30 protein-coding genes are annotated in these 26,177 nt (G+C 68.1%); 15 read left to right on the top strand and 15 right to left on the bottom strand.

Annotated features, from left to right (window positions below):
• Positions 1–539: 539 nt before the first annotated feature.
• The 3 genes from AC11WY_RS16465 to AC11WY_RS16455 form a co-directional block, all read right to left on the bottom strand.
• Positions 540–926 (bottom strand): hypothetical protein, encoded by a 387-nt coding sequence (locus AC11WY_RS16465; protein WP_482927483.1) that lies wholly within the window; start codon positions 924–926, stop codon positions 540–542.
• 186 nt (positions 927–1,112) lie between these two features.
• Positions 1,113–2,285, bottom strand: a complete 1,173-nt coding sequence (locus AC11WY_RS16460; protein ID WP_482927481.1) for a TIGR03862 family flavoprotein — start codon at positions 2,283–2,285, stop codon at positions 1,113–1,115.
• Positions 2,285–3,598, bottom strand: coding sequence for a mechanosensitive ion channel family protein (locus AC11WY_RS16455; RefSeq protein ID WP_482927479.1), 1,314 nt, complete (start codon positions 3,596–3,598; stop codon positions 2,285–2,287). Before AC11WY_RS16455 ends, AC11WY_RS16460 begins: the two co-directional genes overlap by 1 nt.
• A gap of 214 nt (positions 3,599–3,812) precedes the next feature.
• Here AC11WY_RS16455 and AC11WY_RS16450 point away from each other — a divergent pair, with 214 nt between their 5' ends.
• Positions 3,813–5,459, top strand: coding sequence for an FMN-binding glutamate synthase family protein (locus tag AC11WY_RS16450; RefSeq protein ID WP_482927477.1), 1,647 nt, complete (start codon positions 3,813–3,815; stop codon positions 5,457–5,459).
• On the opposite strand, the gene AC11WY_RS16445 is transcribed toward AC11WY_RS16450, so the two are convergent.
• On the bottom strand, positions 5,456–6,070 hold the full coding sequence (locus AC11WY_RS16445; protein WP_482927475.1) for an enoyl-CoA hydratase/isomerase family protein: 615 nt from the start codon (positions 6,068–6,070) through the stop codon (positions 5,456–5,458). The two genes, AC11WY_RS16450 and AC11WY_RS16445, sit on opposite strands and share 4 nt — an antisense overlap.
• Entirely contained in the window at positions 6,067–6,816 is a 750-nt protein-coding gene (locus AC11WY_RS16440; RefSeq protein WP_482927473.1) for an SDR family oxidoreductase, read from the bottom strand. Before AC11WY_RS16440 ends, AC11WY_RS16445 begins: the two co-directional genes overlap by 4 nt.
• Before the next feature lie 128 nt (positions 6,817–6,944).
• Between AC11WY_RS16440 and AC11WY_RS16435 the strand changes: the two genes are divergently transcribed.
• From AC11WY_RS16435 to AC11WY_RS16425, 3 genes are all read left to right on the top strand, one after another.
• Positions 6,945–8,438 carry a DUF2125 domain-containing protein gene (locus AC11WY_RS16435; protein WP_482927471.1) on the top strand — a complete coding sequence of 498 codons (1,494 nt, stop codon included), beginning with the start codon at positions 6,945–6,947 and terminating at the stop codon, positions 8,436–8,438.
• Positions 8,439–8,555: 117 nt separating this feature from the next.
• Complete coding sequence (locus tag AC11WY_RS16430) at positions 8,556–9,902, top strand: TldD/PmbA family protein (protein ID WP_482927469.1); 1,347 nt, start codon at positions 8,556–8,558, stop codon at positions 9,900–9,902.
• Positions 9,889–10,665, top strand: coding sequence for a 3'(2'),5'-bisphosphate nucleotidase CysQ (locus AC11WY_RS16425; RefSeq protein ID WP_482927467.1), 777 nt, complete (start codon positions 9,889–9,891; stop codon positions 10,663–10,665). Before AC11WY_RS16430 ends, AC11WY_RS16425 begins: the two co-directional genes overlap by 14 nt.
• Positions 10,666–10,668: 3 nt before the next feature.
• Here AC11WY_RS16425 and AC11WY_RS16420 read toward each other — a convergent pair whose 3' ends face one another.
• Together AC11WY_RS16420 and AC11WY_RS16415 are read right to left on the bottom strand one after the other, a co-directional pair.
• Entirely contained in the window at positions 10,669–11,373 is a 705-nt protein-coding gene (locus tag AC11WY_RS16420) for a winged helix-turn-helix domain-containing protein (RefSeq protein ID WP_482927465.1), read from the bottom strand.
• The gene (locus tag AC11WY_RS16415) at positions 11,345–11,638 is read right to left on the bottom strand and encodes a hypothetical protein (RefSeq protein ID WP_482927463.1); all 294 of its coding nucleotides are present in this window, start codon (positions 11,636–11,638) and stop codon (positions 11,345–11,347) included. Before AC11WY_RS16415 ends, AC11WY_RS16420 begins: the two co-directional genes overlap by 29 nt.
• 190 nt (positions 11,639–11,828) lie before the next feature.
• On the opposite strand from AC11WY_RS16415, the gene AC11WY_RS16410 reads away from it, so the two are divergent.
• The 4 genes from AC11WY_RS16410 (at position 11,829) to AC11WY_RS16395 (ending at position 14,651) form a co-directional block, all read left to right on the top strand.
• Positions 11,829–12,167 carry a hypothetical protein gene (locus AC11WY_RS16410; protein WP_482927461.1) on the top strand — a complete coding sequence of 113 codons (339 nt, stop codon included), beginning with the start codon at positions 11,829–11,831 and terminating at the stop codon, positions 12,165–12,167.
• An 85-nt stretch (positions 12,168–12,252) separates the two neighbouring features.
• A complete protein-coding gene (locus tag AC11WY_RS16405; protein ID WP_482927459.1) occupies positions 12,253–12,684 on the top strand; it encodes a hypothetical protein in 432 nt (143 codons plus the stop codon).
• A gap of 130 nt (positions 12,685–12,814) precedes the next feature.
• Entirely contained in the window at positions 12,815–13,423 is a 609-nt protein-coding gene (locus AC11WY_RS16400) for a ribonuclease HII (protein WP_482927457.1), read from the top strand.
• Positions 13,424–13,532: 109 nt separating this feature from the next.
• Positions 13,533–14,651, top strand: coding sequence for a DNA methyltransferase (locus AC11WY_RS16395; protein WP_482927455.1), 1,119 nt, complete (start codon positions 13,533–13,535; stop codon positions 14,649–14,651).
• Between the two features lie 15 nt (positions 14,652–14,666).
• Here the strand turns inward: AC11WY_RS16395 and cls are convergent, their stop codons facing one another.
• Genes cls through AC11WY_RS16380 form a run of 3 tightly spaced genes read right to left on the bottom strand, consistent with a single transcriptional unit; the run spans position 14,667 to position 18,272 of the window.
• Entirely contained in the window at positions 14,667–16,085 is a 1,419-nt protein-coding gene (gene cls / locus AC11WY_RS16390; RefSeq protein ID WP_482927453.1) for a cardiolipin synthase, read from the bottom strand.
• On the bottom strand, positions 16,082–17,224 hold the full coding sequence (locus tag AC11WY_RS16385) for an alkane 1-monooxygenase (RefSeq protein ID WP_482927451.1): 1,143 nt from the start codon (positions 17,222–17,224) through the stop codon (positions 16,082–16,084). Before AC11WY_RS16385 ends, cls begins: the two co-directional genes overlap by 4 nt.
• A gap of 55 nt (positions 17,225–17,279) precedes the next feature.
• Positions 17,280–18,272 (bottom strand): A/G-specific adenine glycosylase, encoded by a 993-nt coding sequence (locus AC11WY_RS16380; protein ID WP_482927485.1) that lies wholly within the window; start codon positions 18,270–18,272, stop codon positions 17,280–17,282.
• A 147-nt stretch (positions 18,273–18,419) separates the two neighbouring features.
• Here AC11WY_RS16380 and AC11WY_RS16375 point away from each other — a divergent pair, with 147 nt between their 5' ends.
• From AC11WY_RS16375 to AC11WY_RS16365, 3 genes are read left to right on the top strand one after another with little or no spacing between them, the layout of a single operon-like run.
• Positions 18,420–18,947 (top strand): DUF721 domain-containing protein, encoded by a 528-nt coding sequence (locus AC11WY_RS16375; RefSeq protein ID WP_482927449.1) that lies wholly within the window; start codon positions 18,420–18,422, stop codon positions 18,945–18,947.
• A gap of 4 nt (positions 18,948–18,951) precedes the next feature.
• Positions 18,952–19,653 carry a DsbA family protein gene (locus tag AC11WY_RS16370; protein WP_482927447.1) on the top strand — a complete coding sequence of 234 codons (702 nt, stop codon included), beginning with the start codon at positions 18,952–18,954 and terminating at the stop codon, positions 19,651–19,653.
• Between the two features lie 2 nt (positions 19,654–19,655).
• A complete protein-coding gene (locus AC11WY_RS16365) occupies positions 19,656–20,789 on the top strand; it encodes a CaiB/BaiF CoA transferase family protein (RefSeq protein WP_482927445.1) in 1,134 nt (377 codons plus the stop codon).
• Between the two features lie 141 nt (positions 20,790–20,930).
• On the opposite strand, the gene rplT is transcribed toward AC11WY_RS16365, so the two are convergent.
• From rplT to pyk, 4 genes are all read right to left on the bottom strand, one after another.
• Positions 20,931–21,296 carry a 50S ribosomal protein L20 gene (rplT, locus tag AC11WY_RS16360; RefSeq protein ID WP_482927443.1) on the bottom strand — a complete coding sequence of 122 codons (366 nt, stop codon included), beginning with the start codon at positions 21,294–21,296 and terminating at the stop codon, positions 20,931–20,933.
• A gap of 12 nt (positions 21,297–21,308) precedes the next feature.
• Positions 21,309–21,509 carry a 50S ribosomal protein L35 gene (gene rpmI / locus AC11WY_RS16355; protein ID WP_482927441.1) on the bottom strand — a complete coding sequence of 67 codons (201 nt, stop codon included), beginning with the start codon at positions 21,507–21,509 and terminating at the stop codon, positions 21,309–21,311.
• 140 nt (positions 21,510–21,649) lie between these two features.
• Positions 21,650–21,874 carry a hypothetical protein gene (locus AC11WY_RS16350; protein ID WP_482927439.1) on the bottom strand — a complete coding sequence of 75 codons (225 nt, stop codon included), beginning with the start codon at positions 21,872–21,874 and terminating at the stop codon, positions 21,650–21,652.
• 34 nt (positions 21,875–21,908) lie between these two features.
• On the bottom strand, positions 21,909–23,351 hold the full coding sequence (gene pyk, locus AC11WY_RS16345; RefSeq protein ID WP_482927437.1) for a pyruvate kinase: 1,443 nt from the start codon (positions 23,349–23,351) through the stop codon (positions 21,909–21,911).
• Positions 23,352–23,486: 135 nt separating this feature from the next.
• Between pyk and AC11WY_RS16340 the strand changes: the two genes are divergently transcribed.
• The 4 genes from AC11WY_RS16340 (at position 23,487) to AC11WY_RS16325 (ending at position 25,950) form a co-directional block, all read left to right on the top strand.
• Positions 23,487–24,233 carry an N-formylglutamate amidohydrolase gene (locus AC11WY_RS16340; protein WP_482927435.1) on the top strand — a complete coding sequence of 249 codons (747 nt, stop codon included), beginning with the start codon at positions 23,487–23,489 and terminating at the stop codon, positions 24,231–24,233.
• Positions 24,230–24,883, top strand: coding sequence for an HAD family hydrolase (locus tag AC11WY_RS16335; RefSeq protein WP_482927433.1), 654 nt, complete (start codon positions 24,230–24,232; stop codon positions 24,881–24,883). Before AC11WY_RS16340 ends, AC11WY_RS16335 begins: the two co-directional genes overlap by 4 nt.
• A gap of 17 nt (positions 24,884–24,900) precedes the next feature.
• Positions 24,901–25,221 carry a DUF1244 domain-containing protein gene (locus AC11WY_RS16330; RefSeq protein ID WP_482927431.1) on the top strand — a complete coding sequence of 107 codons (321 nt, stop codon included), beginning with the start codon at positions 24,901–24,903 and terminating at the stop codon, positions 25,219–25,221.
• A 90-nt stretch (positions 25,222–25,311) separates the two neighbouring features.
• On the top strand, positions 25,312–25,950 hold the full coding sequence (locus AC11WY_RS16325; protein ID WP_482927429.1) for a sulfotransferase family protein: 639 nt from the start codon (positions 25,312–25,314) through the stop codon (positions 25,948–25,950).
• Positions 25,951–25,994: 44 nt separating this feature from the next.
• On the opposite strand, the gene AC11WY_RS16320 is transcribed toward AC11WY_RS16325, so the two are convergent.
• A partial coding sequence (locus tag AC11WY_RS16320; protein ID WP_482927427.1) for a hypothetical protein occupies positions 25,995–26,177 on the bottom strand: 183 nt, incomplete at its 5' end.

Genomic DNA, 26,177 nt, shown 5'->3' with positions numbered 1-26,177 from the left:
CGACTACCTCGGGCAGCACAACACAAAACCAAAGCCGTTCACTTGGACCAAAACAGCCGAAGACATCCTCACCCGTGAACGACGCGCGCTGAACAAACTCGATGAAGTCAGAGGAAACAGGTAGCAAGCGTCAGACTCAGAACACTAGCACTGGATGCAATTTCAAAACGCAATCCCAGCGAACATTTTGGTGCGACACTGAAGCTCCTCCGAAACGACGAAGTTCGAAGAATCCGAAATGCCATCGGACATGGAACTTACCTCGCCAAGGGTCAGGTTTTGGCGTACGCGGACCGAGACGTAACGCGACGCATTTCTTTTCGAGAGCTTGACAAGCTCAATGCTGCGATCTGGGCGATAGTCTTGGCTGGGCTGACAGCGAGCTACCGATGGCTCCCATAGGCCACGGCCGATGGCATATTCGTTTGGGGTTCGAACTGGAAATTCTCTACCCCGGAGGAAACCGAGGCTTCGGACTCAAAGCGAACCCTCAGCCACCTGCCCCAGCCCGGAACTGCGGCGAGGCAGCGCCCGCCCTCTCACTCGATCACCGGCTCGCCGAACACGCTGCCCGCCGGGATCGGGGCAAAACCGCTGTCGGTCACGTCGTAGCGGGTGCAGCGGTCCACCGTCTGGTCTTCCTCCTGCACCTTGCGCGAGGCCTTGCAGACCGCATGGACGCGGCCGCCGCCCTCGGCGGTAAAGGCCACATCGGCCAGCGGGTCGTTGTCGTCCACCTCCGCCTTGCCGAACCAGTTCGCGCCATCGACGATCAGCAGATCCTTCAGCGGCCCGCCGCCCGGATAGAACATCGCATGGATCGCCGTCCCGTCCGGCCGCGCCCCGTCCAGCAGCGCAGGCACACAGCCCGCCAGCAGCCCCAGCGCCACGACCCCGATCCACAGCCCCGACACCCGCAACGACATTGAAGCCCCCTCGACCACCTTCGCGCGAGGGTTCGCCCCAGCCCTGCATCTGTCAAGCGCCTCGCCAATCCTTCTTCCGTTCCAAAATATCCTCGGGGGGTCCGGGGGGCAGACAGCCCCCCGGCTTCGGTCGCAACATCGGTATCAACGTCGGTGCTGTTTCGGTGCCCCGGTTTTTCAGCCTTTTCAGCCGTTTGCCCCGTAAACCGCCGCCGCCCGCCCGGCCCACCGCCCGGTGGCGAGACATCCTGTTAACAGATACCCGCCGGTCGGCGCCTCCCAGTCCAGCATCTCGCCGCAGGCAAAGACGCCCGGCCGCGCCCGCAATTCCAGCCCTTCGGTCAGCGCCGCCCGCGTGATGCCGCCGGCGGTCGAGATCGCCTCGTCCAGCGGCCGCGCGGGCCCCAGCGGCACCGCCAGCGCCTTCAGCAGCGCCGCCAGCCCCGCCCCCTGCGGCAACGGCCGCCCGAATTCCTGCACCAGCGCGATCTGCACCGGGGTCAGGTGCAGCGCCTTGCGCAGCCGGTTCGCCAGCGTCTCCTTCCCGCCCGGGCCAAGCCGTGCCGCGATCTCCTCCACACCCCACTGCGGGCACAGGTCGATCACCAGCCCTGCCCCTTCACGCAGGGCGCGTGACAGCGGATAAAGCCCGCCACCCTCCAGCCCGCGCGAAGAAACCACCACCTCGCCCCGGCTCACCAGCCCCCCGGCGCGCAGCGCGACGCCCTTCACCGGCTGCCCGAAGTGCCGCGCCATATGGGCCGACCAGGCCACCGAAAACCCCATGTTCGCTGGCTGAAACGGTGCAATTTCAACCCCTTGCGCCTGCAACAGCGGCGCCCAGGCCCCGTCCGAGCCGAGCCTTGCCCAACTTGCCCCGCCCAGCGCAAGCACGGTAACGCGGGGGGTCAGCCGCACCTCCCCCTCCGGCGTCGCGAACACCAGCGCAGCACCCGCGAACCCGGTCCAGCGCCAGCGCGTCCTGAGCGTGACCCCCAGCGCCCCCAACTGCCCCAACCAGGCCCGCAGCAGCGGCGAGGCCTTCATCGCCACCGGAAACACCCGGCCCGTCGATCCGGCAAAGACCTCCTGCCCCAGCCCCCGCGCCCAGTCCGCCACCGCGTCCGGGCCGAAGGCGTCGAGCATCGGCGCCAGCCAGCCCTCCGCCTCGGCATAGGCCGCCCGGAACGCCTGCGCGGGCTCGACCCTGGTCAGGTTGAGCCCCGATTTCCCCGCCATCAGGAACTTCCGCCCCGCGCTCGGTTTGGCCTCGGCCACCGTCACGCGCAGCCCGGCGCGCGCCAGTTCCCCGGCCGCCATCAGCCCTGCGGGCCCCGCCCCGATGACCAGCGCATCCATCACGCCGGACCGGGGGGGTGCCGCATCTCGATCACCCGGCGCGGATAGGGGATCTCGATCTCTGCCGCCTTCAGCGCGTTCCAGATCGCGAACAGCACCCGGCTGGTATGCTTGTTGCGCCCGTCGTCGATCCCGATCACCCAGAATTCAACAGCAAAATCAATGCCGGACTCGCCAAACCCCCGCAACTCGCAGTCCGGCCCATCGGGCGCCGTCAGCACGAAAGGCAGCGCCGCCACCGCCGCCTCGATGACCTCCGGCACCCGGTTCAGGTCGGTCTCGTAGCTGACCGAAAACGGCGCCTCATAGCGGTTGGCGCTGCCCTGGTCCGAATAGTTCACCACCCGGGTCGTGATGAAATCCTGATTGGGGACCACGATCCAGCGGCCATCGAAGGTTTCCAGAATGCAGGCGCGCGCCGTCATCTTCTTGATCGTCCCCGCTTCGCCGCCGTCCAGTTGCACATAGTCGCCGACAGTCGTCTGCCCCTCGACCAGCAGAATGATTCCGCTGATGAAATTCGCCGCGATCTGTTGCAGGCCGAGGCCGATCCCCACCCCCAGCGCACCGCCGACGACGGCGAGCGCGGTCAGGTCGATGCCCATGATCGACATCAGCAGCAAAAACGCCGCGCCGAAGATCGTGATCTCCGCCGCCTTCACCGCCAGTTCGCGCGTGGCGGGGCGCAGCACGTCCTGCTTCTTGATGTAATCCGCGCTCTGCCGGTTCGACCAACTTCCCAGCCAGAACAGCAGGCCGCCCGCGATCGCGCCGCGGATCAGCGCCATCACTGAAAAGGTGATGTTCCCCGCCTGCACCGTCATCGCGGTCAGGCCCGCCACGATCGGATCGAGAACGCCCAGCGCATAGGCCGCCGCCACCGGGATCAGCACGGTGCGGCCCAGCAGCTTCAGAAACGGATCGCGCAGCCCGTCGCGCACGAACAGCCGGGCGGCGAGGAACAGGAACACCCGCTTGCCGAAGGCGATCACCGCGCCCGAGCCGAACAGCGACACCGTCACCGCCTGCCCCGCCGCCGTCAGCCCGTAGGCCAGAAGCGGCAACAGCAGCGGCAGGAACCGCCTCGCAAGGATGCGCGCGTCGGCCAGCACCCCCGTTTGCGCCACGGACGGGGTCAGCAGACGGCGCAGCACCGGCAGCAGGCGCCGCGCCAGCAGCACGGCGACCCCATAGGCGGCGACAAGCAGCGCGAACTGCGACCACGCGGCGGGGCTGGTCAGCCAGTCGCGGGCGATGGCCCAGCCCTGTTGCAGGTCGTCCTCGGCCGTCGCGATGATCTGCGCCTTGTCCATCAGCCTTCCCCATCCACCTCGTGCCATCCTGTGGCAAGAAGCGGGCCTTGAGGCAAGGGAAAGGCAAGCGGGATCACCCGCCTTGCCCGCGCAGGATTGACGAGTCCGGGCAACTTCAGTCGTCGAATTGAAAGGATTGTGCGTCTATGCTGCGCGTGGGAGAGCCCCGGCGGCCCGAAAACGGGCGGACGCCGCGCGGTATGGAGATCTGTGGATGACCCTTCTTCGGCGACCGTTCGAACTGCGCTACAGCCCGCTGACGCTCGCCGTGCTCGGCACCCTCGTCTTCGCCGGGCTTGCCATCCGGTTTCCGGCCTGGGAAGCGGTCGATACCCTGCTGGCGCTGGTCTTCCTTGCGCTGACGGCGGTCGGCATCCGCGATCTGACGCAGACCCGCCACGCCATCCTGCGCAACTACCCGATTGCCGCGCATCTGCGGTTTCTGCTGGAAAAGGTGCGCCCCGAGATCCGGCAGTATTTCTTCGAGGCCGACAAGGAGGGCGCGCCCTTCCCGCGCGACAAGCGCGCCATCGTCTATCAGCGCGCCAAGGGGGTGCTGGATAAACGGCCCTTCGGCACCCAGTACGACGTTTATGCCGAGGGATTCGAGTGGCTGCATCACTCGCTGGCGCCCAAGCCCGCCGCCGAAGCTGCGGCGATGCGGATCAGCATCGGCAATCCGGGCCCTTGCACGGCGCCCTATTCCGCCTCGGTGCTGAACATCTCGGCGATGAGCTACGGGGCGCTGTCGGCCAACGCGATCCGGGCGCTGAACAAGGGCGCCAGGATGGGCGGCTTTGCGCATGACACCGGCGAGGGCGGCGTGTCACCCTACCACCGCGAGAATGGCGGCGACATCATCTGGGAAATCGGCTCCGGCTATTTCGGCTGCCGCACGCCCGAGGGGCGGTTCGACCCTGACAAGTTCGCCGCCGTCGCCGCCGATCCGCAGATCCGGATGGTGGAACTGAAGCTGAGCCAGGGCGCCAAGCCCGGCCACGGCGGCGTGCTGCCCGCGGCCAAGATCACGCCCGAAATCGCCGCGATCCGCGGTGTGCCGCTGGGCCAGGATTGCGTCTCGCCCGCCGCGCATTCGTCGTTCTCGACGCCGGTCGGCCTGCTGGAGTTCGTCGCGCTGATGCGCAGGCTGTCAGGCGGCAAGCCGGCCGGTTTCAAGCTCTGCATCGGCCACACCTGGGAATTCATGGCGATCTGCAAGGCGATGCTGGAAACCGGCATCACCCCCGACTTCATCGTCGTCGATGGCAAGGAGGGCGGCACCGGCGCCGCACCGCTGGAATTCATGGACCACATCGGGATGCCGCTGCGTGACGGGCTCAGCTTCGTGCACAACGCGCTGATCGGCTGCGGGCTGCGTGACCGCATCCGCATCGGCGCCTCGGGCAAGGTCATCTCGGCCTTCGACATGGCCCGCGTGATGGCGCTGGGCGCCGACTGGTGCAATGCGGCGCGTGGCTTCATGTTCGCCATCGGCTGCATCCAGGCGCAAAGCTGCCACACGGGGTTGTGCCCGACCGGCGTGACCTCGCCCGACCCGCTGCGCCAGCGCGCCATCGTGGTGCCCGACAAGGCCGAACGAGTGATGAACTTCCACCGCAACACCGTTCATGCGCTGGCCGAGTTGATCGCGGCGGCGGGGTTGACGCATCCGGGCGATCTGCGGCCGCACCATGTGCTGCGCCGCGGACCCGGCGACCGGGCGATCAGCTATGCCGAACACTATGACGCGCTGACACCCGGCCAGTTGCTGGCCGACTCGACCGCGGCGCCGCGCTTCCACGCAGCCTGGCGGCTGGCGGCGGCGCACAGCTTCGACCGGCAGGAGGTTGGCTCCGTCTAGGGCACCATCCGCTTGATCGCCGCGACATGCGCGGGCGTCGCCGCCAGTGCATCGGCGGCCAGCGCGGTGACGGTGTCGCCCAGCGCGCCCGGCGCCACCACACGATCGACCAGCCCCCAGGCCAGCGCCTCGTCCACCGGAACGCGGGCCCCCGCCATCAGGATCAGCTTGGCCCGCGCCGGACCGACCAGCGCGGCCAACCGCGCGGGGTCCGAGGGCTGCGGCAGGAAGCCGAGCCGCATCACCGGGTAGAACACCTTTGCGCCCTCGACCGCGACGCGCAGATCGCAGGCCAGCGCCATGCCCATCGCGCCGCCCGCCAGCGTGCCGTTCAGCGCGGCGATGGTCATGCAGGGCAGCGCCGCGATCGCGCCCGACAGCCGTTCCCACACCGGGTCGGTGGCAAGCCCGGCGCGCGCCTCGTCCAGATCGGCCCCGGCGGAAAACACCTTGCCCGCGCCGGTCAGCACCAGCACGCGGGTGCCATCCTCGGCCGCTTCGGCCACCGCCGCCTCCAGCGCGCCCAGCATCGCCCGGGTCAGCGAGTTCGCCTTGTCGGGCCGGTTCAGCGTGAGGGTGCGCAGCCCGCCTTCGGTCGCAATTCCGATCATGGGATCAGCCCGATCCGGCGGCGGATGCGTTCATCCCGCAGCGCAATCTCCTGCCCGCGGAATTCGTCGGCATCGGCCGAGCACATCCAGACCAGCGCCCGCGCGGGCCAGTCGGCGGGGATATGCGCATCCGGCGCCAACTGGCTGACCGGGTTGATGCCGCTGGCGCGGATCTTCACCTGCATCCCGGTTGCCACCGTGCCCGGCGACAGCCCCATCACGCGCACACCCAGCGCCCCCGCCTCGACATGCGCGACGCGGGTCAGCATCGCGGCGCCCGCCTTGGCGGAACAATAGGCACCCCAGCCTTCCAGCGGGTTATGCGCCGCGCCGGAACTGACGGTGATGATGGTGCCCGAATGCCGCGCGATCATGCCGGGCAGCGCCGCCCGCATGCCGTGAAAGACGCCCTTCAGGTTGATGTCGATGTCGCGGCCCCAGGCTTCGGGGTCGGCGTCGGTGATGCGCGCGATCGGCTCGATCACGCCCGCGTTGTTGATCAGCACGTCGAGCGGGCCGAACCAGGCCTCCACCTCGGCCAGCGCCGCCGCCACCGCGCCCGCATCGGCGACGTCGCAGGCCACCGCCAGCCCGCCGACCTTTGCCGCCAGCGCCGAGATCGCGGCAGCGTCGCGCGCCAGCAGCCCGACCCTGGCGCCCGCCGCCGCGAAGGCCCGCGCCGCCTCGGCGCCGATGCCGCGGCTTGCCCCGGTGATCGCCACCACCTTGCCCGCCATTCCGCCCATCGCTTCCTCCCTCCGCTCCGCCTATGCTGACAGTTAACGCGTTCCGCCGGTCGAGGGAATCCCTTGACCAAACCGGGTCGGCGCAAGATGCTGCGCACAGTTTAGTCATAGACGCAGAGAGGTTTGAAATGGACAGGTTTATCGGATTGGCCGCAGGCGCCCTGACCGCTGGCCTCCTGACCAGCACGGCCGCAGGTGCCATCACCGCGGATCAGGTCTGGGCCTCGATGCAGGCGCGCATCACCGGCGTCGGGATGACGGTGGCGGCCGCGAGTCAGGCAAAATCGGGCAACACGCTGGCGGTGAAGGGGCTCAAGATCGGCGCTGCCACCAAGGGCGGAACCGTCGGCATCACGCTTGACGAACTGGATTTCGCCGAAGGCAGCGACGGCAGCGTGACGATCACGCCGCCGGCCAGCATCCCGGTGACGTTCACCTCGGCGCCCGACCAGAAACCGAAGACGGAAGCCACCGCGACGATCACCCAGACCGGGGCCAAGACCGTGGTGACCGGGCAGGAGGGCGATCTGACCTATGCCGGATCGGCAGCCTCGGCACAGGTGGCCGTCAGCGGCATCAAATCCGACGACAAGGACGTGGACCTGCGGGTGATCGCGGCGCTGTCCGGGCTGAAGTCGACCTACCACGTCGCCGGCACCTCGCCGCAGCAGGCGGACTCGACCAGTTCCATCGACTCGGTCAAGTTCTCGGTCGATGCGACGAACCCGGACGGGCCCGGCACCTTCCACGCCGAGGCGGCGGTTGCCGCGCTGGCCGGGACCGGCAAGATGACCATCGTCCCGGGGATGGACCTGAAGAACATGTCGGCCGCACTGGCCGCGGGCTATGCCGTCGACAGCGCGCTGACCTACGGCGCGACCAGCTTTGCCTTCAAGTTCGACCAGGAGCCGAAGACCGCCGCATCGAACGGCACGCTGGACGGCGGCAAGGTCAACGTCTCGATGGACAAGACGCACATCCAGTACGGCGGCGGCAGCACCGGCCTGGACATGACGATCGAGTCGTCGGACAGCCCGGTGCCGTCGATCACGCTGAAGATGGCCGAAACCGCGTTCAACTTCCTGTTGCCGGTCGGCAAGTCCGACACGGCCGCCGATTTCGCGCTGCTGACCAAGCTTGACGGCGTCTCGGTCAATGACGAGGTCTGGGCGATGATCGACCCGACCGGCGCGCTGCCGCACGACCCCGCGACGGTGATCCTAGACCTTGCGGGCAAGGGCAAATGGGCCTTCGACTTCCTCGACCCGGCGCAGGCGGCCAAGCCGCCGGCCATCCCGGGCGAGCTCGACTCGCTGACGCTGAACCAGTTGGAGGTGAAGGTGGTCGGCGCCGACCTGACCGGCACCGGTGCTGTGACCTTCGACAACAGCGCAGGCGGAATGCCCAAGCCCACCGGCTCGGTCGATCTGAAGCTGACCGGGGGCAACGGGCTGATCGACAAGGTGACCAAGATGGGTCTGGTGCCGCAGGATCAGGCGATGGGCGCGCGCATGATGCTGGGCATGTTCGCCAAACCCGGCGAGGGCACCGACACCATGACCTCGAAGATCGAGTTCAACGCCGACGGCTCGATCATGGCGAACGGCCAGCGCATCCAGTAACGCTTTGGTCAGAAGCAAAGGTCGCCCCCTGTGGGGGCGGCCTTTTTCATCCCCCCGGCTTGCGCGCGGCGGCGGCGCCGACTAGGTGCGAACCATCCGAACCGAAAGGCCGCGCCGATGTCCGACACGCTCGAATCCCTCGCCCATGCCCTGCTTGACGCCGCCCTGAAGGCGGGCGCCGAGGCCGCCGACGCGGTCACGGTCGATGGCACCGCGGTGTCGATCGACGTGCGCAACGGACGGCTGGAACAGGCCGAACGCGCCGAGGGCATCGACATCGGCCTGCGCGTGCTGATCGGCAAGCGGCAGGCTTGCGTCTCGGCGTCGGACACCCGGCCCGAGACGATGGCCGCGATGGCCGAACGCGCTGTGGCGATGGCGCGCGAGGCACCGGAAGACCCGACCATCGGGCTGGCCGATCCGTCGCAACTGGCCACCCACTGGGATATTGCCGCGCTCGACCTCGAAGACCCGGCCGCCGAGCCCTCGCCCGCCGCGCTGGAGGAGGACGCCCGCCGTGCCGAGGCCGCCGCCCGCGCCCTGCCCGGCATCAGCCAGATCGACAGCGCCGGGGCCAGCTACAGCCGCCGCGCGCTGCACATCGCGGCCACCAACGGGTTTTCCGGCGGCTACGGGCTGACCTCGCGGGCGCTGTCCTGCGTCGCGATCAGCGGCACCGGGTCGGGGATGGAGCGGGACTATTTCGCCGACCAGCGCACCTACCAATCCGACCTGATCGACCCCGAAACGATCGGGCGCATCGCCGCCGAGCGCACGCTGGCCCGCGTCGGCGCGCGCAAGCCGAAAACCGGCGCCTTTCCGGTGGTCTATGACGAACGCGTGGCGGGCTCGCTGATCGGCCACCTGCTGGGCGCGATCAACGGCGCCTCGATCGCGCGCGGTGCAAGCTGGCTGCGCGATGCGCTGGGCGAGGCCGTGCTGCCCGACGCGCTGACGCTGACCGAAGACCCGCATCGCCCGCGGCTGGGCAGTTCGCGCCCGTTCGACGCCGAGGGGCTGCCGACCCGGCGCCGCGAGATCGTGGCGAACGGCATCCTGACCGGCTGGACGCTGGACCTTGGCACCGGGCGCAAGCTGGGCCTGCCCTCCACCGGCAGCGCCACCCGGTCCACCTCGGGGCCACCCACGCCCGCGCCGTCGAACGTGGCGCTGACGCAGGGGCGCCAGACGCGGGCCGATCTGCTGGCCGACATGGGCACCGGGCTTCTGATCACCTCGATGATCGGCGCCTCGATCAACCCGACCACCGGCGACTATTCGCGCGGCGCCGCGGGCTTCTGGGTCGAGAACGGGCAGATCGCCTACCCGGTCAACGAATGCACCGTGGCGGGCAACCTGCGCGCGATGCTGCGCACCCTGCGCCCGGCCAACGACGCGCGCGGCTGGGTCGGCATGGTGGTGCCATCGCTGCTGGTCGAGGGTCTGACGCTTGCCGGAGAATGACCTCGCCCTGCTGATCCGCGCGGCCCGCGCGGCGGGCGAGATTGCGCTGCGCTACTGGAAACTCGATCCGGTGCAGTGGGAAAAGCCCGAGGGCGCGGGCCCGGTGACCGAGGCCGACATGGCGGTGGACGCGATGCTGGCCGACGTGCTGCGCAGCGCCCGGCCCGGTTATGGCTGGCTGTCGGAGGAAACCGACGACGACCCCGCCCGGCTGGCGCACGCGCGGGTGTTCATCATCGACCCGATCGACGGCACCCGCGCCTTCATCGCGGGCGAGGCCGGATTCGCGCATTCGCTGGCCGTCGCCGAGGATGGCATCGTCACGGCGGCGGTCGTCTACCTGCCCGTGCTCGACCTGATGTACACCGCCGAAACCGGCGGCCCGGCCTTGTTGAACGGCGCGCCGATCCGGGTTGCGGTGCCGCCGACCACCGGCGCCACCGTGTTGACCGGCAGCGGCGCGCTGAAGCCGGAATACTGGCCCGGCGGTGTGCCCGACGTCCACCGCGCCTTTCGCACCTCGCTGGCCTGGCGGCTTTGTCTGGTGGCGGAAGGGCGGCACGACGGCCTGATCACTCTGCGCGACACCTGGGAGTGGGACGTTGCGGCGGGCGGGCTGATCGCCACGGCGGCGGGCGCGGCGGTGACCGACCGTTTCGGCGCCCCCCTGCGCTTCAACGCGCCCCATCCGCAGGCACCGGGCGTGCTGGCCGCGCCGCCTGCGCTGCACGCCGACTGGCTGGCCCGCCTGAGCCCGCGCTAAAGCTCAGACCATCCGGATCACGTCCTTGTCGATGGCCAGCATGTAGCCGCGCCGGGCGATGTTCTTGACCAGCAGTTCGCTGACGATCTGGTTGCCCAGCGTATCGCGCAGCCGCTTGATCCGGGTCGCCCCCGCCGCTTCTTCGCAATCGGCCGAGGACTTGCCCGAGATCACCGCCTCCAGCTCGGCGCCCGACAGCACCTCGTCATCCATCCGCGCCTCGGCCAGCGCCGACAGCGTTTCGATCGCGGCCTCGGTCAGCTTGAATTCGAGGTTGTTGAGGTAGACCGTGTTTTCAGCCCGGCTGATCAGCAGCGACGAGACCTGAATCCCGGTCGCCTGAATCGCCGAGATGCGCCGGTTCTGCGTGATGATCGTCACCAGGAATACCAATGCAGCGATCAGCAGCGCGGTGGAGAACACCAGCAGCACGAAGATCACCATCCGGTAGGACGCCAGCACATCGGAAAACGCGGTGCCCGACTGCGCCAGAATCTCCAGCAGTTGCACATCGCTGGACGAGGTCAGCGCGTTGTTCTGGGCAAAGATGTCCTCGACCCGGGCGTTGAAGGCGTTGCCGTCGGGCAGGCTGAGGAACAGGAACACCGCCGTCGCGGCAAGGATGCCGACGATCGCGATGATGCCAAGCGTCACGACGCGGTTGCCCGCGCGCAGCCGGTCAATAGCGGAGATAATAGGCTCCGGCACTGTCTTTCCTCTGGGCAAGACCCTCGGACCCGAAAATGGAGAGGACGGCGAGCAAGGTCCAGCCCTCGTGCGCGATGCGGGCGGAAATCGCCGGTCGGGCGGCGGCGGGGCTGCCGCAGGCGGAATCAGGCAGCTTGATCACGCCGTAATGCAGGCGCAGCGGGTTGCCCTGCTTGGCCTTGTAGTCGGCGTAGCAGTCGGCCAGCGCCGGTTGCGCAAGGGCCAGCGCCACAAGCGGCACCATCAGGACCAGGCGGAGGGACATCCGGTGTTTCATGGCCCAAGCATGGCGGGACCGGCGTGGCAATTCAATAACCGTCGGCGGAGACCGGGCCGGTTATCGTATAACACGGCGTCGATATTGCTCTGCACGGCCCACCCGGCGCATCTGGGTTATCGATGGCATGCAGGCCCTGGGGGCAACCGTGCCGCAACGTTGCAGAAGGATGACGCAGATGACCTTTGGAAAGACACTGACCCTGACGCTGGCGGCGGGCGCGATGGCGCTTGCCGGGTTCACCGCCGCGCCGGCCCGCGCCGACGATCAGGCGCTGTTCAACCTGCTGGCGGGCGCCGCAGCCATCGCGATCATCGCGAACGCGGGCAACGACGGTTATGGCCGGGGCTACCGCGGTGGCGACCGCTGGGATGGCGGCGGGGATCGCTGGCATCATCGGCACCACCGCTGGGGTGGCTACGAGGGCGGCGGCAACTACGGTGGCGGCGGCAACTACGGCGGCGGCGGCAACTACGGCGGCGGCGGCAACGGCTGGGGCCGTGGCTACAACAACTGATCGCGCAGCCGTGCGTTGCCTTCCGACACCGCATCGGCAATCGCTTTCCGCATTCACCTGACACCCGAGAGGCAAGTGACCTGACATGACGATCCACACCAAACTCACCGCGCTTGTGCTTGCCGCCGCGACCGCAACGGCCTCGCTTGCCATCACCACCAACGCCGCGCTCGCCGATCAGGGTCGCATCGGCAGCTTCGTTGCCGGCGCGATTCTTGGCGGGGTGATCGTGAACGGCATCAACACCGCCAACAGCCCGGTCGTGCGCTATTACAGCGAGGACGAATACTACTACCCGCCATCGCGGCAGGTCGCCTACGTCATCCCGGCCAACTGCGAACTGTCCGTCGACCGCGGCCGCGGGTTCGAGCGCGCCTACTTCCGCGGCTGTCTGGCCCATGCGGGCTTTGCCAACCTGCCGAACCGCTGCGATTTCACCGTCTACACCGAGCGCGGCCCGCGCGACGCGATCCCGCGCTGGTGCATGATGAATGCGGGCTACCGCTTCCGGAACTAGCGAATTGCGTTTTATCTGACCCGGAAACATCAGGATTCGTCCAGGTCTTGGGGCGAATCCTGGTTCGTGATGAACGCAATTCGCTTTTGGCGGGCTTGCGGCGGGGCGGCGGATCGGGTGATCTGCCGCCATGACCGCCCCCGATTTCAGCTTCGAAACCGCCGCCCGTTCCCGTGGCCTGGTCCGCGTGGCGGGGGTCGATGAGGTCGGTCGCGGCCCGCTGGCCGGGCCGGTGACGGCGGCGGCGGTGGTGCTCGACCCCGCCCGCATCCCGGCCGGGCTGAACGACTCCAAGGTGCTGACCGCGGCGCGGCGGGTGGCGCTGGATGCCGCGATCCGCGCGGTGGCCGAGGTTTCGGTTTCCCATGCCACGGTCGCGGAAATCGACGCGCTGAACATCCTGCGCGCCTCGCATCTGGCGATGCAGCGGGCGGTGGCGGGGCTTGCCCTGCCGCCCGACCATGTGCTGATCGACGGCAACCTGATCCCGCGCGGCTTCGCCCTGTCGGCCGAGGCGATCGTGAAGGGCGACGCCCGCGCGCTGTCGATCGCGGCGGCCTCGATCGTGGCCAAAGTGGCGCGCGACGCGATCATGGTGGATTTGGCGCAACAGCATCCGGGCTATGGCTGGGAAAACAACGCCGGTTACCCCTCTCCGGCGCATCTGGCGGCGTTGCGGGAATTAGGGGTGACCCCACACCATAGGCGTTCGTTCCGGCCCGTGCACAACATGTTGTAGCAAGGTATTTCCTTAACCCCTTGATTCAAAAAAGAATTTGACGGCGAATCAGGGATGACTCATCTTCTGTCCAACACGAATGCGCGAAAAAGCGCAAAACGAGGCAGAGATGACGACGAAAACCAAACCTGCGGAAGCCGCGCTTCCGTTGAATCAGATTCTGGGCGGCGACTGCATCGAGGTGATGCGCGGCCTGCCCGAGGCGTCGGTCGACCTCATCTTTGCCGATCCGCCCTACAACCTGCAACTGCGCGGCGACCTGCACCGCCCCGACAATTCCAAGGTCGACGCAGTCGATGACCACTGGGACCAGTTCGCCAGTTTCGCCACCTATGACAGCTTCACCCGCGACTGGCTGGCGGCGGCGCAGCGGCTGCTGAAGCCGAACGGCGCAATCTGGGTGATCGGCAGCTATCACAACGTGTTCCGCCTCGGGTCCGAGTTGCAAAACCAGGGCTTCTGGATCCTGAACGACGTGGTCTGGCGCAAGTCGAACCCGATGCCGAACTTCAAGGGCAAGCGCTTTACCAACGCGCATGAGACGCTGATCTGGGCCTCGCGGGGCGAGGCGAGCAAGTACACCTTCAACTACGAGGCGCTGAAGGCGCTGAACGAGGGCATCCAGATGCGCTCGGACTGGGTGATCCCGCTGTGCACCGGCGGCGAACGGCTGAAAGACGAAAACGGCGACAAGGCCCACCCGACGCAAAAGCCCGAGGCGCTGCTGCACCGCATCCTGGTGGGCACGACGAACCCCGGCGATGTCGTGCTCGACCCGTTCTTCGGCACCGGCACCACTGGCGCGGTCGCCAAGATGCTGGGCCGCGACTTCATCGGGATCGAGCGCGAGGAGGCTTACCGCAAGGTCGCCGCCGAGCGCATCGAGCGCATCCGCCGCTTCGACCGTTCCGCGCTGGAGGTGACCGGCTCGAAACGCGCCGAACCGCGTGTGCCCTTCGGTCAGGTCGTCGAACGCGGGATGCTGCGGCCGGGCGAGGTGCTCAGCTCGCCGCGCGGTCGCACTGCCAAGGTGCGCGCCGATGGCACGCTGGCGGGGCCGGACGGCAACGGATCCATCCATCAGGTCGGCGCCGCGATGGAGGGCGCGCCAAGCTGCAACGGCTGGACCTACTGGCACTTCAAGCGCGACGGCCAGATGATCCCGATCGACATCCTGCGCCAGCAGATCCGGGCTGAGATGGAGGCCGACCGGGGCCTGCCGCACTAGCGGCTACAGCACCGGCTACAGCACTGGCGCCAGCAGCCGTGCCAGCGGCGCACCGATGCGCACCAGCCGGCGCGGCTGGTCCGACAGGCTCGTGGTGAACGGGGTCGCCCGGGTGAAATCGTCGGTCAGCATCCGCGCGACCTCCATGGCAAAGGCCTTGTCCGCCACGATCAGCGTCACCTCGAAGTTCAGCCGACAGGACCGGTTGTCAAGGTTGACCGACCCGACCGACGCGATGTCGTCGTCGATCAGCAGAACCTTCTGGTGCAGGAACCCTTCGGTATAACGAAAGACCTGCACACCCGCCGCGCGCACCTCGTCGAAATGGGCGAAGGCGGCGAGCCAGACCAGCCAGTGATCGCGCGCGTCCGGCACCAGCAGGCGCACGTCGACGCCGCGTAGCGCCGCCACCTTCAGCGCCGCCAGCACGTCGATATCCGGCACGAAATAGGCGCTCGCGATCCAGATGCGTCGCTTGGCCGAGCCGATAGCGTTGACGAAATAAAGGCTTCCGGTCTCCTGAATATCGGCCGGGCCGGGTGCCAGCACAAGGGCCTCGGCCTGTCCGGCGAATGGCGGCACCCAATCCAGCACCAACTTCTGTTCGGTCGACCACAGCCAGTCCTCGGCGAACACGAACTGAAGCTGCGCCACCGCCGGCCCTTCAAGACGCACCATCGTGTCGCGCCAGGGCGTCAGCACGGGGTCGCGCCCCACATAGGCCTCCGCCAGATTCAGCCCGCCGGTGAAACCGATCCGGCCATCCACCACCACGATCTTGCGGTGATTGCGGAAATTCACCTGCAACCGCCCGCGGCTGTGGTAGATCGCATGAAAATCGTTCACCGCCACCCCGGCCGCGCGCAGATCGGCGAGAAAGCGACGTGGCAGACGGCTGCCGAGCGCATCGTAGAGCACATGCACGCGCACCCCGGCCCGCGCCCTCGCGCTCAGCCGCGCGGCAAGATCGCGACCGATCATGTCATCCGCGATCGTGTAGAACTGCACCAGCACATAATCCTGCGCAGCGTCGATGGCGGCGAAGATCGCGGCAAAGGCGCTTTCTCCATTGATCAGCAGTGTCAGTGCGTTGCCTGGTGCAAGCGGCACACCCGCCAGCAGCGCAAAGCCATGCAGCGCGTTGCCCTCGGCGGTGATCCGCGTGGCGGCACCTGGCGTGGGGGCGGCAGCATCCCGCACGGCGGCAATTTCCATGCGCATCTGGCGGCGAGTCTGGATGTAACCGGGATAGCGACGATGCCCGAAGATCAGGAATGCCGGCACCGCGAAATGGGGGGCGGCAAGCAGGAACACCACCCAGCCCATCGTGCCCTGCGGCGTCCGTCCGGTCGCGATCACTGCCCGCACGCAGTAAAGCGCCGCCGCCCAAAGGACGATGAGCACCACCGCGTCGATGATCCCGGTCGTCGTCACGCCGCACCGCGCGGCATCGGGTTCAGCGCCTTGTTGTAGGGCTTCCAATCCGTGATGTCAGGGTAGTGCTGGCGCCGCCAGTCCTTGACCCGCCGGTTCATCACCCGCTTCCACAGCGGCGGCACCATCGCCGCCATCGTCATCAGCGGATAGCCGAACGGCAACTGCGGCGCCTCGGCGGCGTCGTGGTTCTGCAACAGCGGAAAGCGCCGGTCGGGCTTGTAGTGATGGTCGGAATGCCGTTGCAGGTTGATCAAGAGCCAGTTCGAGGCGCGATGCGCCGCGTTCCACGAATGGCGCGGCAGCACGTGTTCATACCGCCCCTCGCCCAGATGACGGCGGGTCAGGCCGTAATGCTCGATGTAGTTCACCAGTTCCAGTTGCCAGACCGCGACAAGGGCCTGCCACAGAAAGAGGCCCAGCCCGATCCAGCCGCCCAAGCTGAAGGCCAGCGCCAGCATCGCGGCCTCCAGCGCCCAGTAGCGCCAGAACGGGTTGCTGGCATGCCACCACGGCAGCCCCCGCCGCGCCAGCATCGCCTTTTCGGTGCGGAACGCGGAGACGTAGCACTGTCCCAGCACGCGCGGGAAGAAGCGGTGAAACCCCTCGTTGTAATGCGCCGTCACCGCGTCGCGCGGGGTGCCGACGTAAAGGTGATGCACCCGCAGATGTTCCGACCGGAAATGGCCATACATCACGCAGGCCAGCAGCAGATCGCCCAACCAGCGTTCCGCCGCCGGTTTCTGGTGCATCAACTCGTGGCTGTAGTTGATCCCGACCGTGCCCGAAATCACGCCCATGCCGAAGAACAGCACGATGAGTTCCAGCGCCCCCAGGTGGCCCAAATGGGTGACATACCAGATCGTGCCGAACAGCACGCAAGCCTCGATCGGGAACCAGATCAGCGTGATCAGCCGATACCAGAACAGCCCCGCCTCGGGCGTCTCGAGGTCGGCATTCTCGGTGTAAAGCCCGGTCAGCGCGTCGAGGATCGAGAACAGGCCCCAGGAATAAAGCGGCAGCAGAACCACCGTCCAGCCGCCCTGCGTCGCGCCCAGCACGGCCAGCGGGATCATCCCGAGCGACAGCCAGAACGGCAAAGCGCTTGAGATGCGCGACACCTGTGCTGCCGGGATCATGCGCTGTTCCCCCTTCGGGCCTCTGCGGGCATAGAACACGGTTTTGCGAGGAACCTCAATCGCGGCTCTCGACCGCGCGGGCCATGTCGAACGCCTTGCGCATCACGGTGGGCAGGTCGGCGGGGCGGAAATCGGCCGGTGCGATGAAGCTGCCCCGATCCGGCGCGGCGCCTTGCGGCACCTCGGCCAGATGCAGCGTCAGGCGCAGGTCGAAATGAGTGAAGGTATGGCGCACCTCGGCACCAGGGTCGCGCCAGTCGGCGGCCAGCGGCGGCGCGGGGTGCGGCGCGGCCGACCAGTCGCTGCCCGGCCAACCCAGCATCCCGCCCAGCAGACCGCGATCCGGCCGCCGCTCCAGCAGCCAGGCGCCATCGGCACGGCGAGCGAGGTAGGCGATGCCGTAGCGCGTCGGCTTCGCCGTCTTCGCCGCCTTGCGCGGCAAGTCGGCCTGCACCCCCGCCGCCCGCGCGTCGCACAGATCAAGGACGGGGCACAGCCCGCAGGCCGGGTTGCGCGGCGTGCAGACCGTGGCGCCCAGGTCCATCATCGCCTGCGCATGATCGCCGGGGCGGCTTTGCGGGGTCAGCGTGGCGGCAAGGGCGGTCAGCCGGGCCTTGGCAGCGGGCAGCGGTTCCTCCACCCGGAACAGCCGCGCTACGACCCGCTCCACGTTGCCATCCACCACCGTCGCGGGTTCGTCGAAGGCGATCGCGGCCACGGCGGCGGCGGTGTAGGGCCCGATGCCCGGCAAGGTCAGCAACCCGTCCCGCGACGCCGGGAACCCGCCCTGCACCGCCACGGCGCGTGCGCATTTCAACAGGTTGCGCGCCCGGGCATAGTAGCCAAGGCCCGCCCATTCGGCCATCACGTCGCCATCCTCGGCCGCAGCCAGCGCCGCCACCGTCGGCCAGCGGTCGGAGAAGCGGCGGAAGTAGTCGCGCACCGCCGCCACCGTGGTCTGTTGCAGCATCACCTCGGACAACCAGACCCGATAGGGGTCGGGTCGCTCGCCCGCCGCCCGCGCGGCCGGGCCGATACGCCACGGCATCACCCGCGCGCTGCGGTCGTACCACGCCAGCAACCGCGCCGAGATAACCTGACCGTCACGCAATCTTTATGCCCCCCGACTGTTTGTTCTGCTGGCATCGCGCCAGCCCCCGTCTAGAATAGCCCCGACTTCGGGAATGGACAGAGGATGCCGCCGCACACCCCGCCGAACACACGCCGGATGCGCGGGTTTGAACCTGCCGCGGGCCTTTTGAAGGACCGCCTGCGCGCGGCCGGGGAATCGCGCGGCTTTGCCGTCACCCGGCTTCTGACCCAATGGGCCGAGATCGTGGGCGCCGACATCGCCGCGAACGCCGTTCCGGTGAAGATCGGCTATGGGCGGGGCGGCCTTGGCGCCACCCTGACGCTGCTGACCACCGGCGCCCGCGCGCCGATGCTGGAGATGCAGAAGGACCGCATCCGCGACCGCGTGAACGCCTGCTACGGCTACGCCGCGATTGCCCGCGTCGCCATCACCCAGACCGCCGCCACCGGTTTCGCCGAAGGTCAGGTGGCCTTCAACGCCGCACCGCCCCCGCAAGACCCGCAACCCGCCCCCGAGGCGGTGCTGGCCGCCGCCGAGGCGGCGCGGCCGGTCCACGACCCCGGCCTGCGCGCGGCGCTTGAAGCCTTGGGGCAAAACGTCTTAACACGGTCCGGAAAACGGAAAGGCTGAACACATGCTGAAGAAACTTGCCCTCGTCACGCTGGGGGCCGCGCTGGTCGCGGGCGGCGTCTGGTGGGCGTCCGCAAAGCCGGGGCAGACCACGCTCGGCGCCTCGGCGCTGGCGTTGATGGCGACGCCCGCGCTGGCCGATACCACGGCACCCGCAGACGCGACGAAGTTGCCCGACGTGCCCGACATGTCGATCGGCAACCCCGATGCCAAGGTGCAGGTGACGGAATACCTCTCGTTCACCTGCCCGCACTGCGAGGAATTCCACGCGACCGTGTGGAAGGACATCAAGAAGAACTACGTCGACACCAACAAGATCAAGTTCACCGTGCGCGAGGTCTACTTCGACAAATACGGGCTCTGGGCCGGGATGATGGCGCATTGCGGCGGGCCGCTGCGCTATTTCGGCATTGTCGACATCCTCTATGACACCCAGCAGAAATGGGCGGCCTCGCAGGATCCGAACGTGGTGGTGGCTGCGCTGCGCCAGATCGGCAAGACGGCGGGCATGACCGACGCGCAACTGGACCAGTGCATGAACGACGGCGCGATGGCGCAGGCGCTGGTCGAGAAGTACCAGAAGACCACCGACGCCGACAAGATCGAGGGCACTCCCTCGTTCGTGGTGGACGGCACGACCTACAAGAACATGGGCTACGACGAGTTCTCCAAACTGCTCGACGCGGAACTGGCGAAGAACCCCTGAGCATGGCCGCACCGCTGCATGGGGTGAAGGTCGTCGAACTGGCGCGCATCCTGGCCGGCCCCTGGGCCGGTCAGACGCTGGCCGATCTGGGCGCCGAGGTCATCAAGGTCGAGGCGCCCGAGGGCGACGACACCCGCCGCTGGGGCCCGCCGTTCATCGAGCGTGACGGCGACCGCTCGGCTGCCTATTTCCACGCCACCAACCGCGGCAAGCGATCGGTGACGGCGGATTTCACCACGCCCGAGGGGCAGGCGCTGGTGAAACGGCTGGTGGCCGACGCCGACGTGGTGATCGAGAACTTCAAGGTCGGCGGGCTGGCCAAGTACGGGCTGGATTACGTCGGCCTGTCCGCGCTCAACCCGCGGCTGGTCTACTGCTCGATCACCGGCTTCGGCCAGACCGGACCCTATGCCGCGCGGGCGGGGTACGACTTCATCATCCAGGGCATGGCCGGGCTGATGAGCGTGACCGGCGCGCCCGAGGGCCAGCCGCAGAAGGTGGGGGTCGCCGTCACCGACATCTTCACCGGCGTCTATGCGGCCGCCGCGATCCTTGCCGCGCTGCACCAGCGCGGGGTGACCGGCAAGGGCCAGCACATCGACATGGCACTGATGGATGTGGCGGTGTCGATCATGGCCAATCAGGCGATGAACTACCTCGCCACCGGCACGGCGCCGGTGAAGATGGGCAACGCCCATCCCAACCTCGCGCCCTATGCGGTGTTCGACTGCGCCGATGGCTGGATCATCATCGCCACCGGCAATGACGGCCAGTATCGGCGGCTGTGCGGCCTGCTGGGACTGGCAGAGATGGCCGAGGCGCCGGACTTCGCCACCAACGCCGACCGGATCGCCAACCGGGCCGAGATGACGCGGCGGCTGACCGCGGCGACAACGCGCTTTGCCAAGGCCGACCTGCTGGCCGCCTGCGAGGCTGCGGGTGTGCCCGCCGGCCCGATCAATGATCTGGCCGAGGTCTTCGCCGACCCGCAGGTGGTGGCGCGCGGGATGCGGATCGACCCCGACGGCGTGCCGGGCGTGCGCTCGCCCTTCACCTTCTCGGGGGCCGAACTGGCGCTGGACCGGCCCGCGCCGAAGCTTGGGCAGGACCAGGGCGAGGGCCACCCGGAAACCTGACTGGCCATTCATCCTGGTCCAGGCATCCTTCGGCCGATGGCGGATGCCTTCGGCGGGGAGAACCTTCGCCAAGATGCGCTGGCCGAAAAGCAAAACCCCGCGCCGGGACGCGGGGTCTTTTGGTCGTTCAGCGGGAACCGATCAGGCGGCGAGCGCGGCCCGCGCCTGCGCCACGACGGCGGCAAACGCCTCGGGCTCGTTCACGGCGAGATCGGCGAGAACCTTGCGGTCCACCTCGATGCCCGAAACCGTCAGCGCGTTGATGAAACGCGAGTAGGTCAGCGTGGCGTCGATCGCGCGGCAGCCCGCATTGATGCGCTGGATCCACAGCGCGCGGAAGTTGCGCTTGCGGGTCTTGCGGTCGCGGGTGGCGTACTGGTTCGCCTTGTCGACCGCCTGGGTGGCGGTACGGAAGTTGCGGCTGCGGTTGCCGTAGTAGCCCTTCGCGGCGTCGAGGACTTTCTTGTGGGCGGCATGCGTGACGGTGCCGGATTTGACGCGGGACATGGTTCTGGCTCCTCAGCGGTCGTAGGGCATGTATTTCTTGACGATCTTGGCATCCGATTCACAAAGAATCATGGTGCCGCGAGCGTCGCGAATGAATTTCGTGGTGCGCTTGATCATGCCGTGACGCTTGCCCGCCGGGCCCGCCTTCACCTTGCCGGAAGCGGTCATCGAGAACCGCTTCTTGGCAGCCGATTTGGTCTTCATCTTGGGCATTTCCATCTCCTCGTTCGAGTGGTTTACGCGCGACTCGGCATGCCACATCGGCCGGACGCGCGGTTTCAGGAAGGCTGCCGTATAAGGGGGGCGGGGGCGGCTGACAAGGCGAAAACGTTCGCCTTCGGGATGATGCGGGCTCAGTTGGTGAAATCGCCAACGACGCGGACGAAGGCCATCGGAATGCCCGCCACCGTGTAGCCCTGCGGGCTGCGCAGTTCGGCGGCGGCGATCAGGGCGAGGGCGACCGCCGCCAGCACAAAGGCCACCCGCGAGGGGTGGCCTTCGGCGCGGGCACTCAGGAAGTTCAGCGTCGCAAAGCCGGCGATGAGAAGTCCCGTGACGAACATCATGTCGGCAGTCATCGCGGGCCTCCTTCCGGAGCGCAGATGACGCGGATTATTCAGGTTCCGAGCGATAAATCAACCGTTCCTCGCAAGGCGCCACGCGCAGGATGTTGGTGGTGCCCGGCACGTTGAAGGGCACACCGGCGACGACCACGACCTGATCGGTCTCGACCGCGAAGCCGTATTTCAGCACCGCGCGCACCGCCGAGATCACCGCGCCCTTGAAGCGGTACTGTTCATCCGTGATGACGCAGTGGGTGCCCCAGGTCAGGCAGAGCCTGCGCGCGGTATGCACCAGCGGCGTCAGTGCGATGATCGGCGCGCGCGGGCGTTCGCGGGCGACCAGCGAGACGGTGGTGCCCGACTGGCTGAAGCAGCAGATCGCCTTGATGTTCATCGTCTCGGCGACCTCGCGCGCGGCGGCCACGATCGAGTCGGCCACGGTCTGGCGGTTGGCGCGGCGCGAACTTTCGATGACCTCGCGGTAGGTCGCGTCGCGTTCCACCGAGATGGCGACGTTGTTCATCGTGCGAACCGCCTCCATCGGGTATTTGCCCGCGGCGGACTCGGCCGACAGCATCACCGCATCGGCACCCTCGTAGATGGCGGTGGCGACGTCGGACACCTCGGCGCGGGTCGGCACCGGGCTTTCGATCATCGACTCCAGCATCTGGGTGGCGACGATCACCGGCTTGGCGGCGGCGCGGCAGATGCGCACCAGACGCTTCTGGATCGGCGGCACGTCCTGCACCGGCAATTCCACGCCCAGATCGCCGCGTGCCACCATGATGCCGTCAGAGACCGCAAGGATCTCGGCGAAGGCCTTCACCGCGGCGGGCTTCTCGATCTTCGACAGGATGCTGGCGCGGCCGCGGGCCAGATCGCGCGCCTCGGTGACGTCCTCGGGGCGCTGCACGAAGGACAGCGCGAGCCAGTCCACCCCGAGTTCGCAGGCGAATTCGAGGTCGGCGCGGTCCTTGTCGGACAGGGCCGCCAGCGGCAGCACCACGTCGGGCACGTTCACGCCCTTGCGGTTGGAGATCGTGCCGCCGACCACCACGGTGCAATTGGCGAATTCGGGGCCGCAGGCCTCGACCTTCAGGCGGATCTTGCCGTCGTTGACCAGCAGGCTCGACCCCGGCTCCAGCGCGGCAAAGATTTCCCGGTGCGGCAGGCAGACGCGGGTGGCGTCGCCATCGGCGGGGTCGAGGTCGAAGCGGAACGCCTGCCCCTGCACCAACTCCTGCGGGCCGGTGAAGGTGCCGACGCGGAGCTTGGGCCCCTGGAGGTCCGCAAGGATGGCGATCGGGCGGCCGGTGTCGGCCTCGACACGCCGGATGATGACATGGCGCGCGGCGATGTCGGCATGGGTGCCGTGGCTCATGTTCAGGCGGAACACGTCGGCGCCCGCCTCGAACAGCGCGCGGATGGTCTCGTAGTCATTGGAGGATGGGCCCAGAGTGGCCACGATCTTCACATTGCGAAGGCGTCTCATCTGCCTTTGTCCTTGTGTCAGGGTCATGTGCTGCGGTGGGCCGCGTTCTCTATGGCGGAATTCAGCCGGGGGGGCAACTGGCGCTTTCGGAAGGTTCGCTCTAAACCGGGGGCGTGACGAACAGGTGAACTGCCCATGCCCGAAACTGCCTATGAAATCATCGGTGCAGACCGCCCTGCCCGCTGGCTGGTGACCTGCGACCATGCCACCAACCGGGTGCCGGACTGGGTGGCGGGCGGCGATCTGGGCATCGCGGCCGAAGACATGGCGCGCCACATCGCCTATGACGTGGGCGCCGCCGGGCTGACCCGCGCGCTGGCCGACCGGCTGGAGGCGCCCGCGATCCTGTCGGATTTCAGCCGTCTGGTGATCGACCCGAACCGGGGCGAGGATGACCCGACGCTGCTGATGCGGCTTTACGACGGCACCATCATTCCCGCCAACCGCCACGCCGGTGCCGCCGATCTGGAACAGCGGCTGGCCCGGCTTTACCGCCCCTACCATGCGGCGCAGGCCCGGATCGCGGCGCGGCGGCCCGATACGGTGATCCTGGCGATCCACAGCTTCACGCCCTGCCTGAAGGGGCGCGCGCCGCGGCCCTGGCAGGTTGGCGTGCTGCACTCGCATCTCGACGGGCGGCTGTCGCGCGCGCTGATCGCCCGGCTGGAGGCCGCGGGCGATCTCTGCGTGGGCGACAACGAGCCCTACCTGGGCCATTTGCAGGGCGATTCGATCGACCGGCACGCGCTGCAGCCAGGCCGCCACAACACGCTGATCGAGCTGCGCAACGACCTGATCGGCACGGCGGCGGAACAGCAGGCCTGGGCCGACCGGCTGGCCCCGATCCTGACCGCCGCGCTGGCCGATGTGGAGGCGCCATGAGCCGCTTTGCCGCCGCCATCTTCGACCTTGACGGAACCCTGCTCGATACCGAGCGGCCGATCGTCGACACCGCGCTGGCGATCCTGTCCGCCCGCGGCCACCCGGTGCCGCGCGCGTTCCTGCTGTCGCTGGTCGGCATCGACGCCCTTGAAAGCAACCGCCGCCTGGCCGCGCATCTTGGCCCCGAGGCCGATCTGGACGGCTTTACCGCCGAATGGAACGCGGCGGCGCGGGCGGCGATGGCCGAGGGGATCGCGCTGATGCCGGGGGTGGCGGCGCTGCTCGACACGCTGGCGCTGCGGGGTCTGCCGCGCGCGGTGGCGACCAACAGCGCCACCCGGGCGGCGCAGCGCAAGCTGACCCAAGCCGGTCTCGCGCATCATTTCGCCAACGCGCATGTGGTGGGCTTCGACGCGGTGGAGCGGCCGAAACCCGCCGCCGACGTCTACCTGATGGCAGCCGCGCGGCTGGGCGTGGCCCCGGCCGACTGCGTCGCCTTCGAGGACAGCGCACCCGGCGTCGCCGCAGCCCTTGCGGCGGGCATGACGGTGGTGCACGTTCCCGACATGCTGCCCGCCGGGCCCGGCGCGGCGCATCACTTGGCCGGTTCGATCCTTGACGGCGCGCGGGCCTGCGGCCTGATCGCCTGATCCGTGGGAGAGAGATGATGGACGACGCCACCCGAACCGAGCTTGAGGCCGCCGCCTTCCGCGCCCTGCGCGATCACCTGATGGTCAAGCGCCCCGAGGTGCAGAACATCGACCTGATGAACTTGGCGGGGTTCTGCCGCAACTGTCTGGCGCGCTGGTATCAGGAGGCGGCAACCGCCCGCGGATTGGCCATGACCAAGGACGAGGCGCGCGAGATCTTCTACGGGATGCCGTATGAGGACTGGCGCGCCGTGCAGCAGACCGAGGCCGATGACGCCAAGAAGGCCGCCTTCGCCATCGCCTTCCGCGACAACGTGGAACGCCCCGGCGAAGCCTGACGCCGCGCTTGCTCGACTCGGGGCAATTCTACATTCTTGCCGCATCTTTCGGGGCCCGCGTCGGGTGCCCGGCAATGGGCGGGGGACCACATGGCGCTTGAAATTGTCGGGTCCGGCTTCGGCCGGACCGGAACGCGGTCGTTGAAAGAGGCACTGGAAATACTGGGCTACGGCCCCTGTCACCACATGGAAGAGGTCTTCGCCAACCCGCCGCAGGTGGCACTGTGGGGGCGGATCGTGCACGACGGCGACATGGGCGCGCTGGCACAGGCCTACGAGGGGTATCGCGCGCAGGTCGACTGGCCCGGTGCCCATGTCTGGCGCGAGGCGGCGGCGGTGTTTCCCGACGCGAAGGTGATCCACAGCACGCGCCCGCCCGAAAGCTGGTGGAAGAGCTATTCCTCCACCATCGGCAAGCTGTTCCGGGTGTGGCGCGACATGCCGCTGCCGCCGCATATCCGCGAGATGTTCGGCACGATGACCGCCGCGATCCCCGACGCGACCTTCGGCGGCGACCCGCTGGACCACGACGCCGCCGTCGCCGCGATGGTGCGGCGCGAGGCCGAGGTGCGCGCCGCGATCCCGCCGGAACGCCTGCTGGTGTTCGACGTGGCCGACGGCTGGGGCCCGCTCTGCGCCTTCCTCGGCAAGCCGGTGCCGGAGGTGCCGTTCCCGCACCGCAACGTGAAGGACGACTTCTGGGCGGTGCTGGGCGGCGAACCGGCGTGAAGAGGGGGGCGAATGAAATGCAAACAGAACTGATTGATCGGTTTTCAGAGCAAACTTCGATCAAGCTCGACTACGACGGGAACGTCTGAAAAACCTCCCGCTTTCGGCGTGATCTGGTAGACTTGGGCAAGCCTCCAGGGAGCCCTGCCGATGTCGAAACAGCCCGCCTTTCCCGGTCTTCGCGACGCGATGAAGAAGAAGCAGACACGGCGTGAACTATTTCTGGC

This window comes from Solirhodobacter sp. (genome assembly GCF_964715405.1).
The sequence above is the reverse complement of the archived record's forward strand: the minus strand, read 5'-3'. Positions and strand labels throughout refer to the sequence as shown.

Excerpts from the sequence above, each read along its gene's own strand:
- AC11WY_RS16435 (WP_482927471.1), top strand. The coding sequence starts at position 6,945 with ATGGACAGGTTTATCGGATTGGCCGCAGGCGCCCTGACCGCTGGCCTC.
- AC11WY_RS16365 (WP_482927445.1), top strand. The coding sequence starts at position 19,656 with ATGGCCGCACCGCTGCATGGGGTGAAGGTCGTCGAACTGGCGCGCATC.
- AC11WY_RS16395 (WP_482927455.1), top strand. The coding sequence starts at position 13,533 with ATGACGACGAAAACCAAACCTGCGGAAGCCGCGCTTCCGTTGAATCAG.
- AC11WY_RS16465 (WP_482927483.1), bottom strand. The coding sequence starts at position 926 with ATGTCGTTGCGGGTGTCGGGGCTGTGGATCGGGGTCGTGGCGCTGGGG.
- AC11WY_RS16350 (WP_482927439.1), bottom strand. The coding sequence starts at position 21,874 with ATGACTGCCGACATGATGTTCGTCACGGGACTTCTCATCGCCGGCTTT.
- AC11WY_RS16340 (WP_482927435.1), top strand. The coding sequence starts at position 23,487 with ATGCCCGAAACTGCCTATGAAATCATCGGTGCAGACCGCCCTGCCCGC.
- AC11WY_RS16410 (WP_482927461.1), top strand. The coding sequence starts at position 11,829 with ATGACCTTTGGAAAGACACTGACCCTGACGCTGGCGGCGGGCGCGATG.
- AC11WY_RS16430 (WP_482927469.1), top strand. The coding sequence starts at position 8,556 with ATGTCCGACACGCTCGAATCCCTCGCCCATGCCCTGCTTGACGCCGCC.
- AC11WY_RS16455 (WP_482927479.1), bottom strand. The coding sequence starts at position 3,598 with ATGGACAAGGCGCAGATCATCGCGACGGCCGAGGACGACCTGCAACAG.
- AC11WY_RS16450 (WP_482927477.1), top strand. The coding sequence starts at position 3,813 with ATGACCCTTCTTCGGCGACCGTTCGAACTGCGCTACAGCCCGCTGACG.
- AC11WY_RS16335 (WP_482927433.1), top strand. The coding sequence starts at position 24,230 with ATGAGCCGCTTTGCCGCCGCCATCTTCGACCTTGACGGAACCCTGCTC.
- AC11WY_RS16380 (WP_482927485.1), bottom strand. The coding sequence starts at position 18,272 with ATGCCGTGGCGTATCGGCCCGGCCGCGCGGGCGGCGGGCGAGCGACCC.
- rplT (WP_482927443.1), bottom strand. The coding sequence starts at position 21,296 with ATGTCCCGCGTCAAATCCGGCACCGTCACGCATGCCGCCCACAAGAAA.
- AC11WY_RS16325 (WP_482927429.1), top strand. The coding sequence starts at position 25,312 with ATGGCGCTTGAAATTGTCGGGTCCGGCTTCGGCCGGACCGGAACGCGG.
- AC11WY_RS16370 (WP_482927447.1), top strand. The coding sequence starts at position 18,952 with ATGCTGAAGAAACTTGCCCTCGTCACGCTGGGGGCCGCGCTGGTCGCG.
- AC11WY_RS16385 (WP_482927451.1), bottom strand. The coding sequence starts at position 17,224 with ATGATCCCGGCAGCACAGGTGTCGCGCATCTCAAGCGCTTTGCCGTTC.
- AC11WY_RS16400 (WP_482927457.1), top strand. The coding sequence starts at position 12,815 with ATGACCGCCCCCGATTTCAGCTTCGAAACCGCCGCCCGTTCCCGTGGC.
- AC11WY_RS16375 (WP_482927449.1), top strand. The coding sequence starts at position 18,420 with ATGCCGCCGCACACCCCGCCGAACACACGCCGGATGCGCGGGTTTGAA.
- AC11WY_RS16330 (WP_482927431.1), top strand. The coding sequence starts at position 24,901 with ATGGACGACGCCACCCGAACCGAGCTTGAGGCCGCCGCCTTCCGCGCC.
- rpmI (WP_482927441.1), bottom strand. The coding sequence starts at position 21,509 with ATGCCCAAGATGAAGACCAAATCGGCTGCCAAGAAGCGGTTCTCGATG.
- AC11WY_RS16440 (WP_482927473.1), bottom strand. The coding sequence starts at position 6,816 with ATGGGCGGAATGGCGGGCAAGGTGGTGGCGATCACCGGGGCAAGCCGC.
- AC11WY_RS16460 (WP_482927481.1), bottom strand. The coding sequence starts at position 2,285 with ATGGATGCGCTGGTCATCGGGGCGGGGCCCGCAGGGCTGATGGCGGCC.
- AC11WY_RS16445 (WP_482927475.1), bottom strand. The coding sequence starts at position 6,070 with ATGATCGGAATTGCGACCGAAGGCGGGCTGCGCACCCTCACGCTGAAC.
- pyk (WP_482927437.1), bottom strand. The coding sequence starts at position 23,351 with ATGAGACGCCTTCGCAATGTGAAGATCGTGGCCACTCTGGGCCCATCC.
- AC11WY_RS16415 (WP_482927463.1), bottom strand. The coding sequence starts at position 11,638 with ATGTCCCTCCGCCTGGTCCTGATGGTGCCGCTTGTGGCGCTGGCCCTT.
- AC11WY_RS16405 (WP_482927459.1), top strand. The coding sequence starts at position 12,253 with ATGACGATCCACACCAAACTCACCGCGCTTGTGCTTGCCGCCGCGACC.